The 15877-nt window shown below is 71.2% G+C and carries 15 protein-coding genes; 7 read left to right on the top strand and 8 right to left on the bottom strand.

The window, feature by feature from the left end; all coding sequences use genetic code 11:
• Positions 1 to 496 precede the first annotated feature (496 nt).
• The gene (locus IPH07_04460; protein ID MBK6916636.1) at positions 497 to 706 is read left to right on the top strand and encodes a TIGR04563 family protein; all 210 of its coding nucleotides are present in this window, start codon (positions 497 to 499) and stop codon (positions 704 to 706) included.
• Positions 703 to 1674 carry an alpha/beta hydrolase gene (locus IPH07_04455; GenBank protein ID MBK6916635.1) on the top strand — a complete coding sequence of 324 codons (972 nt, stop codon included), beginning with the start codon at positions 703 to 705 and terminating at the stop codon, positions 1672 to 1674. The genes IPH07_04460 and IPH07_04455 overlap by 4 nt, the downstream gene beginning before the upstream one ends.
• 93 nt (positions 1675 to 1767) lie before the next feature.
• On the opposite strand, the gene IPH07_04450 is transcribed toward IPH07_04455, so the two are convergent.
• From IPH07_04450 to IPH07_04435, 4 genes are read right to left on the bottom strand one after another with little or no spacing between them, the layout of a single operon-like run.
• Positions 1768 to 3135, bottom strand: a complete 1368-nt coding sequence (locus tag IPH07_04450) for an MCE family protein (protein MBK6916634.1) — start codon at positions 3133 to 3135, stop codon at positions 1768 to 1770.
• A complete protein-coding gene (locus tag IPH07_04445; GenBank protein ID MBK6916633.1) occupies positions 3125 to 3943 on the bottom strand; it encodes an ATP-binding cassette domain-containing protein in 819 nt (272 codons plus the stop codon). Before IPH07_04445 ends, IPH07_04450 begins: the two co-directional genes overlap by 11 nt.
• A gap of 14 nt (positions 3944 to 3957) precedes the next feature.
• Entirely contained in the window at positions 3958 to 4725 is a 768-nt protein-coding gene (locus IPH07_04440) for an ABC transporter permease (GenBank protein MBK6916632.1), read from the bottom strand.
• On the bottom strand, positions 4722 to 5252 hold the full coding sequence (locus IPH07_04435; GenBank protein ID MBK6916631.1) for a hypothetical protein: 531 nt from the start codon (positions 5250 to 5252) through the stop codon (positions 4722 to 4724). The genes IPH07_04440 and IPH07_04435 overlap by 4 nt, the downstream gene beginning before the upstream one ends.
• Before the next feature lie 335 nt (positions 5253 to 5587).
• On the opposite strand from IPH07_04435, the gene IPH07_04430 reads away from it, so the two are divergent.
• From IPH07_04430 to dapF, 5 genes are all read left to right on the top strand, one after another.
• Positions 5588 to 5782, top strand: coding sequence for a hypothetical protein (locus tag IPH07_04430; GenBank protein ID MBK6916630.1), 195 nt, complete (start codon positions 5588 to 5590; stop codon positions 5780 to 5782).
• An 83-nt stretch (positions 5783 to 5865) separates the two neighbouring features.
• Positions 5866 to 7080, top strand: coding sequence for a phosphoglycerate kinase (locus tag IPH07_04425; GenBank protein ID MBK6916629.1), 1215 nt, complete (start codon positions 5866 to 5868; stop codon positions 7078 to 7080).
• Entirely contained in the window at positions 7080 to 7853 is a 774-nt protein-coding gene (locus IPH07_04420) for a triose-phosphate isomerase (protein ID MBK6916628.1), read from the top strand. Before IPH07_04425 ends, IPH07_04420 begins: the two co-directional genes overlap by 1 nt.
• Positions 7854 to 7869: 16 nt before the next feature.
• On the top strand, positions 7870 to 8343 hold the full coding sequence (gene secG / locus IPH07_04415) for a preprotein translocase subunit SecG (protein MBK6916627.1): 474 nt from the start codon (positions 7870 to 7872) through the stop codon (positions 8341 to 8343).
• A 33-nt stretch (positions 8344 to 8376) separates the two neighbouring features.
• Positions 8377 to 9207 (top strand): diaminopimelate epimerase, encoded by an 831-nt coding sequence (dapF, locus tag IPH07_04410; GenBank protein MBK6916626.1) that lies wholly within the window; start codon positions 8377 to 8379, stop codon positions 9205 to 9207.
• Positions 9208 to 9222: 15 nt separating this feature from the next.
• Here the strand turns inward: dapF and IPH07_04405 are convergent, their stop codons facing one another.
• The 4 genes from IPH07_04405 to IPH07_04390 all read right to left on the bottom strand — a co-directional run bounded on the left by IPH07_04405 (position 9223) and on the right by IPH07_04390 (position 15871).
• Positions 9223 to 11166 (bottom strand): hypothetical protein, encoded by a 1944-nt coding sequence (locus IPH07_04405; GenBank protein ID MBK6916625.1) that lies wholly within the window; start codon positions 11164 to 11166, stop codon positions 9223 to 9225.
• A gap of 82 nt (positions 11167 to 11248) precedes the next feature.
• Complete coding sequence (locus IPH07_04400; GenBank protein ID MBK6916624.1) at positions 11249 to 13156, bottom strand: hypothetical protein; 1908 nt, start codon at positions 13154 to 13156, stop codon at positions 11249 to 11251.
• Positions 13157 to 13178: 22 nt separating this feature from the next.
• A complete protein-coding gene (locus tag IPH07_04395; GenBank protein MBK6916623.1) occupies positions 13179 to 14729 on the bottom strand; it encodes a hypothetical protein in 1551 nt (516 codons plus the stop codon).
• Positions 14711 to 15871, bottom strand: a complete 1161-nt coding sequence (locus IPH07_04390) for a hypothetical protein (GenBank protein MBK6916622.1) — start codon at positions 15869 to 15871, stop codon at positions 14711 to 14713. Before IPH07_04390 ends, IPH07_04395 begins: the two co-directional genes overlap by 19 nt.
• Between the last annotated feature and the right edge of the window lie 6 nt (positions 15872 to 15877).

Here is a 15877-nt window from a genome sequence, read left to right as displayed (position 1 = left end):
GAAAGATAGGCCCCAAGACCGGCCTCGACAACAGGGAAATCGGCGTGCGGTCGCTTTTCGAGCCCACGCCGCCGGGGCCCTCGCACCGCCGGCGTGGCGTCCCGTCGGTGGCCGATGGGATCGTGATCGGCGGCCATGCGTGCGACCGGACCGTTCGGCCGTGACCCGTGCGCAGACGATGACAGTGGGTTTGAAACGTCGTTCAGACGCGGAGGTGACACCGCGCCCGTGGGCCGCACGCGCGCGCCGGGGCACGCTCGACGCGCGCGGCCCGAGGCGCCCTTGGCGGCTCACGCGACGCGTCGTAGCGGCGGCTCGAGATCCGCCGCGCGACGGCGCGATCGCGATCGCAACGCGAGCAGGAGCACCGCGGAGGCACCGATCGCCCATCGACGCAGTTGACAAGTTTTCGCACCCCATCCTACCCTGCAGCAGCGTTTCGCCCCACGTTCTACCGCCCGCCTGAAAGACCGAACGAAGAGAGCCCGAACCGATCATGGCAAGCTCCGACAAGCGCAAGCAGAGCCTTTACTTCCCGGAACAGATGTTGAAGGAGATCCAGGAGGAGGCAGCCCGGCAGGACCGCTCGCTCTCGTGGATCGTGCAGAAGGCGTGGAAGATCGCGCGCAAGGACATCATGAAGTATCCGAGCGTCAACGAACTCGCCGACGACGCGCCGGATGACGAGCGCGGCCGGGACGAGTGAGCGACGCGCCGTCGCAGCCGCCCGCCGGTGACGCCGGCGCCGGCCCGACGCCGAGTTCCCAATTCGACGAGGCCCTGCCGACCGGGCGCATGGTCGAGCGGCACGGCGCGACCCTCTGGACCGGCGCGACCGGGCCGCTGGACGCGCCGTGCGTGCTGATCCTCGATGGCATCGGCTGCAGCGGCTGGGCCTTCCGCCGCGTGGTGCCGCGACTGTCCGAGCGCCTACGGGTGATCCAGATGCACTACCGCGGGCACGGGCGATCGCCGCAACCGGCGCGTCCGTGGCGGCTGTCGATGCCCGACCTCGCGGACGACGCCGCCGCGGTGCTCGAGCACTGGGGCATCGAGCACGCGATCGTGGTCGGGTTCTCGATGGGCTTCCAGGTCGCGCTCGAGGTGTTTCGCCGCCATCGCGCGCGTGTCGACGCGCTGGTGTCGATCGCCGGCCCGTCGGGACGCGTGCTCTCGCAGTTCCAGGGCACCGACGTGTTCGGCCACGTGCTGCCGCTGCTGCAGGCGGCGACGCGCCACGCCTCCGAGTTCTCGCTGAAGCTGTGGCGTACGGTGCTGCCGTCGCGCTGGCTGCCGCTCATCGGGCTGCACACGCAGCTCAACCCGATGCGCATCGAGCTCGGCGACCTCGAGTTCTACCTGCGACAGATGTCCGAGATGAACCCCGAGCTGTTTGCCGACATGCTCGGCGAGGCGGCGCGTCACTGCGGCGAGGACATCCTGCCGCGGGTGCGGGTGCCGTCGCTCATCATCGCCGGCGCCGGTGATCGCTTCGTACCGGTCGAGACCCTGCGCAAGATCGCGTTCGCGATGCCGCGCTCGCAGTGGCTGGTGATCGACGGCGCCTCCCATGCGCTCCCCGCCGAGTACGGCCCGGAGCTGGCCGAACGGCTGCTGCGCTTCGCCGACGAGGTCCACGCGGAGCAGCGCGCGTCGGCAGCGGTCGCGACCTGAGCCATCGCCGTCGCGCCGCCGAGCGGGCGCAGCGGTGTGCTCGGCCAGCCCCTCGCCTCCCCTGGAAGCGAGAGCGAGAGCGAGAGCGCGACGCTAGGGCGCCGGCGCCGGCGGGGCCGACTCGCGCGCCGCGTCGTCGGCCTTGATACCCGCGCGCACGAGCGACTTGAGGGTTTCGTTGCGCTCGATGTTGCCGAGGATCTTCACCAGGTCGTCGTGGACCTTGCTGTCGCTGATGAGCTTGCCCAGCGTGCCCTCGCCCTTCTCGACCTTGGCGGTGATCGACGCGACCTTGCCGGTCACGCGCTCCACGTCGCCGAGGATCTTCTCGAGGTCGGCGACCATCTGGCCGTCGGGGTCGCGCAGCAGCTTCGCCACCAGGCTCTTGTTCTTCGGGTCCTCGAGGTCCTCGAGCAGCTTGCGGATGCTGGTCGCGACCTTGCGGCCATCGTCGACCAGCGGCTGGACGTTGTCGTCGAGCTTGCGCAGCGTCGAGTTGGCGCGGTCGACGAAGGCATCGAGGCCCGCGGCGGTGTCCCGGACCTTGCGCAGCGTCACGCCGACGTCCTCCTTGAACGCCGGGTCGTTGAACAACGCGCCGACCAGGCCCTCGCCGCGCGCAACCTGGCCGGTGATGGCACTCAGGTTCTCGAGCGTGGTCTTGACCGAGCCGATGGTGCGCTCGTCGTTGAGCTCCGAGAACAACGCCGAGATGCCCGAGAGGCTGGTGTCGACCTTGTCGGTGAGGCCCTCGATGCGACCGCGGAAGAGCTCGATGTCCTCGAGCAACGACGGTGTCGACTGGATGCGGCGCTCCTCACCCAGGGGGTCGCGCATGCCCGGCGTGATGTTGATGAGCTGGTCTCCCAGCACGCCGTTGCTGGCGACGGTGGCGCGGCTGTCGCTGCGGATGAGCTCGAGCTTGTCCTCGAAGACCTTCATCGTCACCTGCACCCGGCGATGCTCGGTGTTGAAGCGGGCGCAGACGCCGACCGGGCCGTTCCACTCCGTCCGCCGTGCGCGGCGCTTGAACTCGGAGGTCACGCAGACCTCGTCGTCGGCGCAGTCTTCGCTCGACAGACACGGCGGGTGCATGCCCTTGGCCGCGTAGGGCTCGAGGTCGCCGCACTCGCCCGACGGCGCGCAGAAGAGGAACTCGTCGCAGTTGTCGGTGCGCCCCGCCCCGTGGCGGCCGACGTCCTCGGTCAGCGGGTCGCACAGGTAGCGGCGGTTCACGAAGTCGATCGACTCGACCTTGCCGATCTCGACGCCGGCGAGCTGCACGGGCGAGCCCCGGCGCAGACCCGTGATCGTGCGGAAGTCGGTGTGGATGGTGGTCTTGGACTCCCAGGTGCCCTCGACCTGTCCGATGATGAACAGCGACGCGAACAGCATCACGCCCAGCGCGACGACGAAGCCGCCGACCACCAGTCGCGTGCGGGCCTCGTTCTTACGCGCCACTGGGCTGCTCCTGCGTGCGGCCGTCGCGTCCGTGGCCCCGCCGCAGCGTGCCGTGGATGAAGTCGCGGACCTCGGCCTCGGCGCTGTGCCACATCTGCTCGACGGTGCCGGTGAAGGGGAACCGGCGCTCGAACAGCATGGCCACGCGATCGGAGACCTTGCGCGCGGTCGGCATGTCGTGGGTCACGACCACCGAGGTCACCCGCAGCTCGCGTTGAAGCTTCATGATCATCTTGCCGATGTTGGTGATGTTCACGGGGTCGAGCCCGGTGGTCGGCTCGTCGTAGAGGATAACCTCGGGCTCGATCGCGATCGAGCGTGCGAGTGCGACACGCTTGCGCTCACCGCCCGAGAGGGTCGCGGGCATGGCGTCGAGCAGATCGGCGCCCAGCGCCACCATCTCGAGGCACTCGCGCGCCCGCTCGCGAATCTGGCCGTCGCCGAGCTGGGTGTGCTCCCGGAGCGCATAGCCGATGTTCTCGAGCACGGACATCGAGTCGAACAGTGCCCCGCCTTGGAAGACGTAGGCGACCCTGCGCCGGATCTTGCGCAGGCCTTCGGCGTCGAGCGCGTCGACGTCCTGGCCGAGCACCCGCACCTTGCCGGCATCGGCCTGCAGCAGACCGATCATCATCTTGAGGCACACGCTCTTGCCCTTGCCGCTGCCGCCGATGATGCTGAGGGTCTCGCCCGCGAAGACCTGCAGCGACATGTGCTCGTAGACGTGCAGGGCGCCGAACGCCTTGCTGACGTCCTCGAACTCGACGACCGGCGCGGCGGCCCGCACGGTCACGTCCTGCGTGGCCATCCGCGTCACCGGCCCTACGAGAACACCATGGTGAGGTAGAAGTCGGCGATGATGATGCAGATCGAGATCGCGACCACGGTCTCGGTCGTCGCGGCGCCGACGGCCTCGGTGCCGAACTTGGTGTTGAAGCCCTGGTAGCAGCCGATCAGCCCCACCAGCATGCCGAAGGTGGTGGCCTTGACCAGGCTCGAGATGTAGTCGAGCGGCGCGAGCTCGTCGACGTAGGTCTCGTAGAAGTAGCCGGCCGGCACGCCGAAGATCCACTCGCCGATCAACATGCCGCCGAGCAGCGCCAGCAGGTTGCCCCACACCACCAAGAGCGGCTGCGAGAAGGTCGCCGCGACCACCCGCGGCCACGCGAGCTTCTTGATGGGGTCCGCGCCCAGGGCCGCGACCGCATCGATTTGCTCGGTGACCTTCATCGAGCCCAGCTCGGCGGTCATGCCGGCCGCCATCTTGGCGCCCACGGTCAGCGCGACCAGGGTCGGCACCAGCTCGCGCACCAGCGCCAGCGAGCTCGCGTCGCCCAGCGCCATGGTGGCGCCGAAGTCCTTGAGCGCGTAGCCGAACTGCCAGGCCAGGATCATGCCGATGAACAGCGACATGAAGGTGGCGATCGGCAACGAGCGCACGCCCTGGTGGACCATCTGCGCGGCGATGTCGTCGATGCCCCACGGCCGCCGCGGACCCGCGCGCAGGATCGTGAAGGCCATCTGGGTCAGCCCGCCGAGCCAGTCGAGGCCCGACAAGACGATCTGGCCCAGGCGGCCGATCGCCTTCATGCGCCCACCAGCGGGAAGCGAAAGCCACCGACGACGCGATCGAACGCGGCGTGGCCCTTGGCGTAGCCGTCGGGGGGCGCCGAGTAGCGCAGGTCGAACAGGCAGCCGTCCTTCTTCACGACCACGAAGTCGTTGCGGCGTGGGACCCCGTCGAGCTCGGCGTCGACCACGGTCCGCAGTGCGGCCCTGCGCTCGAGCTTCAGCTCGACCTGGGAGACCACGGTCCACTTGGTCCAGTCCATCCGCAGATGATCGGTGTACTGCTCCAGCGAGCTGTCGCCCTGGTCCGCGCACTGGGCATGGAGCTCGATCACCGCACCCAGGCCCGGCTCGAGCCACGCGACCTGGAGGTCGCCGCGGTCGGCGATCGGCTGCCAGCCGCCACCCGGGAGGCCGAAGGCATACGTCGCCTCCTTGCGAGCCCGCGAGGCCGGCGCGCGGTGGCGCAGGTATCGATCACCCTGCCAACCCCGGCAACCGCTGGAGCTCGTCAGTACGCAGATGGCGACCAGGGCGAGGGTCCTCAAGGGCTGTCCGCCTCCGCCCGAACCACGTGCGGTCTTGCACGGCCAGGCCGCGCGGAGTCTAACCCAAATGGCCGCCGGGGCTCGGAAACCGACGCGGGCGAGCACCCGGGAACCCGCGGCCGGATGGTCTGGGGTGCGCAGCCGGCCGTCGCTTTCGCGCAGCCAGGTGCACACCCGCGCCGCGCACGTCCGTGCGCATCGAGGGCTCGACGTCGCCTTCGAAAGGCCTGTGGAGACGGCCGGAATCACGCGGATTTTCCTGTGGGCGCACGACGCGGCGCCCGGTCGCGGCACGGAGGTTGCGTTCCCGCCGCGCAAGGCAGGGCATCACCATCATGGACCTTCCCACGACCAGCTCCGACGCCCGCACCGACGCCACCCACGATCGCCGTGCGGTGGGGATCCTCGCGCGCTCGCTCTTCCGACAGATGCGCCACCAGGGTTACTCGCCCGAGCAGATCATCACCCTCTCGAGCGAGCTGATCCAGCTCGTGCGCGACGACCTCGTGGCCACCGGCCCCGACCAGTGATCGAGACGCGCTAGCCGGCCGCGCGCCCGTGTGAGCCGCCACGTGGACGTGGTGCGCAGGCTTGGGCTACTGATCGCGCCGCCATGGCGTCCCCCGCGGTCCCCAGCCATCACGAGCTCGACGTCGACAACCGGCGCGTGTTCGTTCGCGTCGACTTCAACGTGCCCCTCGGCGAGGGCGGCACGGTCCGCGACGACACCCGCATCGTCGCGTCGCTGCCCACGTTGCGCAGCCTGATCGAGCGCGGCGCGAAGCTGGTGCTGGCCTCGCACCTCGGTCGCCCCAAAGGCGGCTACGAGGCCAAGTACGCGATGGAGCCCGTCGCTGGCCGCCTTGCCGAGCTGCTGTCGACCGAGGTGCGCGTGCCGACCGACGAGGTCGTGGGCGACGCGGCCACCAAGCTGGTCGCCGATCTGCGGCCGGGCCAGCTGGTGCTGCTGCAGAACCTCCGCTTCCACCCCGGCGAGACCAAGAACGATCCCAAATTCTCGCAGGCGCTGGCGCAGCTGTGCGATGCCTACGTCAACGATGCCTTCGGGGCGTCGCACCGCGCCCACGCCTCGGTCGTGGGTGTGCCCGGGCTGGTGCGGGCACATGCGGCGGGGGACCTGCTGCTGGCGGAGTGCAAGGCGCTCTCGCGGCTGCTCGACGCGCCCGAGCGCCCCTTCGTCGCCATCGTCGGCGGCGCGAAGGTCTCCGACAAGCTCGGCGTGCTGATCTCGCTGGTCGAGCGCCTCGCCGCCGGCGACACGCTGGTGGTCGGCGGCGCGATGGCCAACACCTTCCTCGGCGCCGGCGGGGCCAACCTCGGCGCGAGCCTGATGGAACGCGATCGCTACAGCGACTGCCGCATGGTGCTCGAGAAGGCCGCGGCGCGGGACATCCGGGTGCTGCTGCCGACCGACCTGCGCATCGGCGGCGGCGTCGATGCCAAGCTCGCGCGCCGCATGCCCGCCGCCGGCGGACTGGGCGAGGGCGAGATGGCCCTCGACATCGGGCCGGACTCCGCCGACGCGATCGCCAAGGTGATCGCGTCGGCCAAGATGGTGCTGTGGAACGGGCCCATGGGCCTGTTCGAGAACCCGGCCTTCGCCGAGGGCACGCTGACGGTGGCCCGTGCGCTCGCCGAGTGCCGCGGCTTCACGGTCGTCGGCGGGGGCGACAGCGTGGCGGCGATCCAGCAGGCGGGCGTCGCCGACCGCATCGGCCACGTGTCGACCGGCGGTGGCGCGTCGCTCGAGTTCATCGAGGGCAAGCTGCTGCCGGGCGTCGCCGCCCTGAAGCCGGAGGGTGTGTGATGCCGCGACAACGCTGGGTGCTGGGCAACTGGAAGCAGAACCATCTCCCCGAGGCGGCGGCCGCGTGTGCCCGCACGCTGGCCGAGGGCCTGGTGGGGGCCGCGGCCGACGTGCGGGTCGGGGTCGCGCCCGCCTACCTGTCGATCGCCGCCACCCGCCCCGCGTGCCGCCCCGCGACCGACCTGTGGCTGTTCGCCCAGGACGTCGCGGCCCAGGACGAGGGCGCGTTCACCGGTGAGGTCGGCCCGGCGATGATCGCCGCCGCCGGCTGTGCCGGATCGATCGTCGGACACTCGGAGCGCCGCGCGCTCTTCGGTGACACCGACGCGCTGGTCGCCGCCAAGCTGCGCGCGTGCCTCGAGGCCGGGCTGCACGCAGTGCTGTGCGTCGGCGAGCGACTCGAATCACGCGACGCCGGGAGCCACGAATCCGTCGTCATCTCGCAGCTTTCTGCTGCACTTGATGATCTTTCGCCTGAGCTGGTCGGCGCGCGGCTCGTGCTCGCCTACGAGCCGGTGTGGGCGATCGGCACCGGCCGCACGGCGACCCCCGAGCAGGCCGCCGCGATGCACCGCTGCATCCGCGCGTGGCTGGGCGAGCGCTTCGCCGACGCCGGCCGCGACAGATCGGTGCTGTACGGTGGTAGCGTCAAGCCCGACAACGCCGGGGCCTTGGTGGCCGCGGGCGACATCGACGGCTTCCTCGTCGGTGGGGCCTCCCTTCAGGCCCCCTCCCTGCTCGCGATTGCCCGCGCCACCGCGCACGTTCCCTGAGGCTCCCCCATCCGCCATGACCCTGTTCGTCCAGATCATCTACGTCCTCATCACGGTGGTGCTCATCCTCGTGGTGCTGTTGCAGGCGGGCCGCGGCGGCGGCCTCGGTACCGCACTCGGTGGTGGCGCCAGCCAGACCGTGTTCGGCGGCTCCGGTGGCGCCGACTTCCTCGCGAAGTTGACCCAAGGCCTCGCGATCGGCTTCATGGTGTGCGCGGTCTACCTCGCCTACGCCAGCGCCCACTCGGGCTCCGATCGCCTGAAGGACGAGAGCGAGAAGCTCGCGGCCGAGAACGCCCTGCCCGAGGACGACAGCGAGGTGAACTACGAGTTCGTGGGCCCGAACCCGCGGCCGCTGCCGCCCGCCGGCGCACGTCCCAGCGCGCCCGCACCGGGCAAGGCCGCTGCGCCGGCCCCGACCGACGACGGGGATGCCGCGCCCGAGCAGCCCGCCGACGCGGACCTCGAGCCCGCCGCCACCGGCGGCTGAAGTGGCGGTCCGCCGTTGTCGTCGTCCCCGCCCATCGCCGCCGACGCGCCGCTTTCGTTCGTGAAGGTCGAGGGGCTCGGCAACGACTTCCTCGTGCTCGACGCCCGCCGCCACGGCGAGCCAGCGCTCGCGCAGCTGCTCGCAGGGCTGCAGCACCGCGCCCCTGCCCTGTGTGACCGACGACGCGGCGTCGGTGGTGACGGCCTGCTGGTGGTCGCCCCCGCCACGAGCGAGGGCGCCCACGCGCGCATGATCGTCGTGAACGCCGACGGCTCGCGGCCGCAGATGTGCGGCAACGGCCTGCGCTGCGTCGCGTTGTGGCTACGCGAGGCCGGGGCCCCCGATGCCTTCGTGGTGGACACCGACGCCGGCCCCCGCCCCTGCACCGTGCTCGGTCGCGGACCCCGGGCCGCGGTCGTGGTCGACATGGGCATCGCCCGGGCACTGGGCCACGTGACCCCGGCGCGCGGCGAGGGCCGCAGCTTTGCGCGGGTCTCGATGGGCAACCCCCACGCGGTCGCCTTCACCGACGACCCCGGGGCCCCCGAGCAGCTCGCGCGCGCGCTCGGACCGGGACTCGAGCGCGACGCCGCCTTCCCCGAGGGCACCAACGTCGAGTTCGCCCACGTCGCCGCCGACGGGCGCGTGCGGCTGTGGGTCTGGGAGCGCGGCTGCGGCATCACCGACGCCTGCGGGACCGGGGCCTGCGCGACGATCGCGGCGGCGGTCGACGAGGGGCGCCTGCCGGTGCAGACCGACGTCGAGGTCGACCTGCCCGGTGGGACCCTGGTCATCCGCGTCGGGCCCGACCGCCGGGTGTGGATGACCGGCCCGGCGAGCCTGGTGTTCGCCGGGTCGATCTGAGCTCGAGCGCCGTGCTCAGCAGGGGCACGAGGCGCTGGCCTCGGCCTCGCTGACGCACATCGAGTCCCACTGGTTGGTGCAGCAGAAGCTGTCCTCGCCGCACACCGCCCCGGCGCAGCCGGAGCAGGCCTCGTCGAGCGGGCCGCCGACCTGGCACTCGTCGTGGGCACAGCCACCGCCGGCACACAGCCCGCAGATGCTGTCGGCCTCGCCGGCGCAGGTGGCATCCCAATCGGTGTTGCAGCAGAACGGGTCCGCGTCGCAGACGTCGGTGACGCAGCTCGAGCAACCGTCCGCGAGCGGACCGCCCTGCTCGCACTCGGAGTGGGAGCAGCCGGTGCCCGCGCACTGGCCGTCGCAGAACGTGTCGACCTCGCTGACGCAGGTGTCGTCCCACGAGGTCTGGCAGCAGAACGGATCGGCCGCGCAGATCGACGACACGCACGCGCTGCAGCTGGCGTTCATCGCCGCACCGGCTTCGCACTGGTCGTGGCAGTTGCCGCCACCACCACCGCCGCAGCCGCCCGCGCAGTTCTCCTCGACGTGACCGACGCAGACGTCGTCCCACGAGTTGCTGCAGCAGAAGTCGTCGAGGTTGCAGATGGTCGCCGCACAGCTGCCGCACTCGGGCGTCAGTGGGCCGCCAGCGGTGCAGACGTCGTGGTCGCAGCTGCCACCGCCACCGCCACCGCCACCGCCGGTGCAGTCGTTGAGCAACGTCGGACAGGGCACGCACACGCCGTAGTCGCCCGCCACCGGCTGACAGAACATGTGGATGAGGTGGTCGTCGGCACCGAACAGCTGATCGAGCAGCAGTGCGGCACCGATGGCCCCGAGCGGACCGAAGGCGTCACCGGCGACGTCGTCGACGTCGATGTCCGTGCAGTCGTCGTCTTCCTTGCAGGGGACGCACACGCCGCAGCTGATGCTGCCGCCGCCGGTGCCGACGGTGACCGACGCGCAGGCGTGCATCGAGTACTGGATGACGGCGTCGCCGATCGCCTCGAGACCGGTGAGGTCGCGCAGCAGCTTGCCGACGTTGTAGTCGATCGAGATGTTGGAGCAGTCGCCGTCGTTCGAGCACAGGTTGGTGACCTGATCGAACGGCTCGGGCAGCACCACCACACCGTTGCCGAGGTCGGAGCAGCCGCTCGCGCTCGGACCACACGTGCCGTGGCCGCCGTTGATGGGCGTGTTGCAGCTGTCGTTGTCACCGTCGCAGCCGGTGCAGTGGGCATCCGCATCGCAGACGCCCACGACCATGCCCGGTAGCCCGCAGATCGCGGCGCAGCGGCCCTCGGGCGTGCACGACTCGCCCTCGGGGCACGGATGCGTGTCGGAGCACTCGGCGCAGCGGTGGTTGTGGCACGCCATCGCCGGCGCCATGGTGCCCTCGCCGCACAGTGCACAGTCGGCGTCGACCGAGCACTCCTCGGGGCACTTGGGCACGCAGACCTCGTCGACGCAGGTCTCGGCACCGTTGCAGGCCTCGGCCATGTCGCCGCGGCACTCGACGCACGCGCCCGCGCTGCAGACCTGGTGGTCGGGATCGCAGGGCGCACAGTCGGGATCATCGTTGCACTGCGTGCCGACGTCGGCGGGACACTGCGCGCCCGCAGGCACGCAGTAGCCGAACTCTGTGCACTCCTCGCCATCGGCACAGCCGTCGCCGGTGTCGGGGTTGCACGCGACGCAGCGCTTGTCGGGGCCGTAGCAGCTGTTGCGACCCTCGGTGCAGCCCTCGCAGTCGAAGTCGCTCTCGCAGTTGTGCAGCAGGCAGATGCCGTTCTCGCCGGCGGTGGTGTCGGCCGAGTCGGGTCCGGTCAGGGAGTCGTTGCCGGACGAGTCGCCGATGGTGCCGAGCGAGGCGCTGCCCGTGCCCTCGGCGCCCTTGGGGCAGGCGGCCAGCAGCAGCAGCAACGAGGTCGTCAACGAAGCGCGCAGCGAAAAGTCAGTCACGGCCTTGCCCCCCACGGGTAAGAAGAAAACGGCCCCCCGACGATACACGAAATCGCCGGGGGCTCGCCAAGCGTCCGCCGCGTCAGCAGGCCGCGGCGCAGCCGGCCGAGACCACTTCGCCGACACACACGTCGTCCCACGCGTTGGTGCAGCACAGGTCGTCGATCTCGCACACGCAGGCCTCGATGCCGGCGTCGGTGCAGCCGGGGCCGTCGTGCGCGCTGCAGCAATCGCCCACGTCGCCGCCGGTGGTATCGCCACCGGTGGTATCACCCCCCGTGCTGTCGCCACCGGTGCTGTCGTCCCCGGTGCTGTCGTCCCCCGCGGTCGGATCCGTGACCGCGCTGCAGTCGAGATCGGCGATGTGGGGCGCGTTGGGGTAGTTCTCCTTGGCCTCGCACGCCAACCGATTGCGCGCGCTGGTCAGCGCGGTGCGCGGGGCCGCCTCGGTGTCCTTGAAGCGCTTCTCGACCATGCCGCCGAAGCCGTCGGTCTCGGTGAGGCAGAAGCCGGCGCCGTCCGCCGCGCAGGTGGCGTTGCCGAGCTGCTGCGCGACCACGGCGTCGACCAGCGCCTGCAGCGTGGCCTCGTCGGCGTCGGCGATCGCGATGAACTTGCCGGCGGTCGGCGAGGCCAGCGAGATCGCCGACGGCGTGCCGCTGCCGCCGATGCCGAAATCGCCCTTCTGCAGCGTCAGGATGCGATCGAGCAGCGGCACGAACAGATCGAGGTTCTTGGCGCCCGCGGCCAGCGTCGGCGGGTCGGCCTGGATGCGCGGCAACGCGTTGGTGAACAGGCCGCAGCGGAACTCCGACAACGTCGGGTGGGCCCAGTCGAGCGCGCGCACGCGGATGACCTGATCGGTCGTGAGCGCGCGGGTCGAGAGCATCTGCTTCTCGTAGGCGACCACGGTCGCGCCGCGGATCGGCATCATGGTGATGCGGTCGGGCGAGCCCGGCGGCGACAGCCGCAGCATCTTGTCGTTCCACCACTCCCACGGCCAGCCGGTGCCCTTGATCTGGAAGTACACCGAGGCGAGCCCCTCGTCGGCCACGACCGCGCCGTTGAGCAGACCGCTGGCGCCGTCCTCGGTGGCGTACGTGAGGTGCTCGTCACAGAAGAGCGGCCGCAGCAGCGCCATCGCCTCGTCGACGTTGGCGGGGTTGCGACGGGTCCGCAGCCGCGCGGTCGCGACCCGCTGCTGGAACGCCGAGCGGATGGTCTGCTCGAGCCGCGCCGCCGACTTGCGGAAGCTCGAGCCCTCGCCCGCCAGCAGCGAGTACATCGGCGCCTTCTCGGTCGCAGCCGGCACCGAGTGATCGAAGCTGACCGGCTCGGCGTGCCAGTGCTGCCACGGCGCCGACAGCTCGTTCATGATCGGCGTCATCGGCATCTTCGCGCCGGCGATGTGGCTGGGCTGCTCGTGGCACTCGTGGCAGCGACTGGGGTCGAGCTCGAGCGTGATCTTGTCGGCCGCGTCGGCCGGGTGACCGGCGTAGAAGCGATACTGGAACGACACCGAGTCCCACGCGAACATCTCGAGCTCGCGGGTCTCGAGGTCGACGCCGGCGTCGTCGGCGAACGACAGCGCGAAGAAGGCCAGGTCGGCCTTGGTGCGGTCCGCGGAGCACACCGTGTTCACCACCCGCGGGAACGGCTCCTTGCCGTCGACCACCAGCGCGTCGGAGATGACATACGAGTCGATCGAGGCGCGGTCGCAGCCCTGCTGCTTGGCGATCGCCTCGAGCATGTCGACGTAGGCGACGCCGATCTCACCGTTCTTGTCGAGGTTGGCGCGCAGCCACACCGCGATCGGGTCGTTGAAGCCGGCCAGGGCCTGGCCCAGCTCGCCGAGGTCGTCGCACTTGGCCTCGCCGCACATGACATCGGAGCCGGCGGCGTCCTTGTCCTCGCAGGCGACGGGCGCGACCGCGACCAGGGTCGTCAGCGCGCAGGACAGGCGGGCGTGGGGAAATCGCAGGCGTGGCATCGTCAGGGGCTCCGATCGGTCGTCAAGGACAGGCTTGGGTGCCCGGGATGAGCGGGGCAATGGGGAATCGTCGGCGGGCGCTGCAACCTCGACGCACGCGCTCGGTCGCGAGTGCGTCGCGACCGGCTGGGGTCGCGACGCTCGCAAGCCACGCCTCGATGGCGTCGCCCAGCGCCGCTGGGGTCTGCGCGAGCGCGTCGAGCCGGCCCGCGCGCAGCTCGGCGACCGCCGCGGCATCACCGGCGTCGGCCAGCGCGACCACGCGGGTGCCGGCGTCGGCCAGCGACGCACCGCCGCCGACCACGAGCGCGTCGTCGAAGAGCGCGCGCGCCAGCCCGGCAGCGTCGGCGTAGTCCGCGGGATCGAGCCCGCCAGCGTGCGCCCGTGCGAGGGCTTCGTGCCACAGCCCGCAGCGCAGCTCCGAGTCGAAGGGGTGCTGCCAGTCGAGCGCGCGCACGCGCAGCACGTCGATCGCCGCCAGCACGCCGCGGCTGCGCAGCGCCTGTTCCATCTGCAGCGTGGTCTCGCCGCGGACCGCGATCATCACGAGCGCCTCGCCGGCGGCCGGCGGCGGCAGTACCAGCGTGTCGTCGAGCGGGAAGCTCCAGCCGTTCTCCGGCTCGACCTGCGCGAGTGCCCGCACGAGGCCGGGGTCGAGCACCGCGCTCTGGCGCAGCTCGCCGGTATCGTGCACCTCCGAGACGTAGTTGGCGTTCTCGTCGCAGAACACCGGTCGCACCAGCGCCGCCGCGGCGTCGAGGCTCGGCGCATCGCCGCGCCGCTGGACCCTCGCGGCGGTGGTGCGATCGATGGCCGCGCGCACGATCGGCTCGAGGTTGGCGGCCGAGTCGAGCCGCCCCGCCTGCGTGAGTCCGTCGTACACGGGGCCGCCGGCGTCGGCGGGGAACGACGTCGCGAACGCGAACGACTCGAAGCCGGGCTCGGCGTTCCACTGCGCCCACGGGTTGGTCATCTCGTTCATGATCGGCGTCCACGCCTCGATCTCGAACGGACCACCGTGGCAGCTGCCGCAGAACTCGGGCTCGACCGCCACCGTCAACGCCCCGTCCCGCGGCGCCACCTGGTAGCGGCGGTACTGCGCGTGATCGGGATCCCACGCGGCCAGCCGGAAGCGCTGCGGATCGAGATCACCGTTGGCGCCGTCGGGCTCGAAGACCGCGAAGAGGCGGCTGGCCGCGACTGGATCGCTGGTGCACTGCGCGACGATCGCCTTGGGCGCGAAGGCCTGGTTCGACAGCACCACGAAGCTGTGCTCGTCGCCCGCCGAGCAGCCCAGCTGCGCGCGCAGGCCCGCGAGCCAGGCCTCGTGATCGCCATCGACGTTGCCGCGCGGGTCGGCGGCGCCGCGCAGCCACGACGCGACCGGATCACCGAAGCCCGCCAGGCGTTGCAGCAGATCGGCGCGGTCACGGGGCAGATCGCAAGCAGTGTCGCCGCAGCCGGGTTCGCGCGGCGCGCTGTCGCAGGCGCTGCCGAGCACGGTGAGCACGACCAAGGCGTGCCCGGCCGGCCGCAGCGCCTGCCGGGGCAGCATCACGGCTGCAGCACCCATGGGTACGTCGGACAGTCGTCGGCGTAGGCCTCACCGACGGGCGGCTCGCAGACGACCGCGTCGGCGGGCACCTCGACGTGCACGACCACGTCGTCGGCGTAGCGCGTGCGGCAGTAGCCCTTGAGTTCGTCGGCGTTCTGCAGCACCTCTGCCGCCGTGAGGTCGCAGACCACCAGGGTGTGCGAGCCGTCGACGACGTCGTGCCAGCGACAGCCCGGCGGCAACGCGTCGATGCCCGACCACGTGCCGAGCTTGAAGCCGAGCTCGTCCGCGGGCGCGAGGTGCTCGCCCAGCGCGCTGCCGTCGGCGGTGTGGCAGCCGCACTCGGCCATGCGCACGCTCGCGGTGCAGATGACGTTGTCGGACTTGCGGTACTGCGTCTCGTTGATCTCGGCGTTGAGGTGACAAGCGCGGAAGAACGGGTCGTGGTACGGGTCTTCGGGATCGTTCGGGTCGCCCGCGGTCGGCAAGAACTCGCTGCAGTCGGTGACGAGGTTGACCGCCGCCTCCTGCGTGTTGGGGTCGAACTTCATGCGAAAGGTCTCGGTGTCGAACGGCACGCCGAGGATGGGCTCGACCTCGCAGGCATCTCCGCACGGCGCCTCGAGGTCGGCGTCCCACGAGCTGAACACGCAGGCCGCGACCACCGAGTCGGGCGAGCCCTCGAGCGCGGCGATCTGCTCGCCGTCGAGCGCCAGCGGGATCGGCGTGAGGCCGTCGACACCGTCGGGCCCGAGCAGCCGCCCCAGCACCTGTGGCGCGACCTCGGGGTGACTGGGCGTCGGCGGCAGCGTGGCGATCGCGAAGTACTCGCAGTACTCCTGGCCGCGGTCGGCCGCCGCGGTGCTGTCGACGTCGCTGCAGGACCACCGCAGCGCATCGACGGTGAACGAGCGCCGGTTGGGGTTGGTGGCCTCGGCCTCGCGGTCCCAGCACATCTGGTCGACCTCGCTGGGCACCGCGCCGCTGTCGTCGTCGCCGCTGGTGCTGGCGTCGCCGCTGCTGCCGTCGTCGACGGCGTCGCACTTGGCCCCGACGCAGGCGGCGCTGTCACCCCCGCCGTCGGGCTCGCCGGCGCATCCGAGCAACCACAGCGACGCCACGCCGGTGAGGGCCCCTCGGATCGATCGTCGCTTGCTCATCCCCAC

Source organism: Deltaproteobacteria bacterium (assembly GCA_016709225.1).
GTDB classification, from domain to species: Bacteria; Myxococcota_A; Polyangia; order Nannocystales; family Nannocystaceae; genus Xiheibacterium; species Xiheibacterium phototrophicum.
The sequence above is the reverse complement of the archived record's forward strand: the minus strand, read 5'-3'. Positions and strand labels throughout refer to the sequence as shown.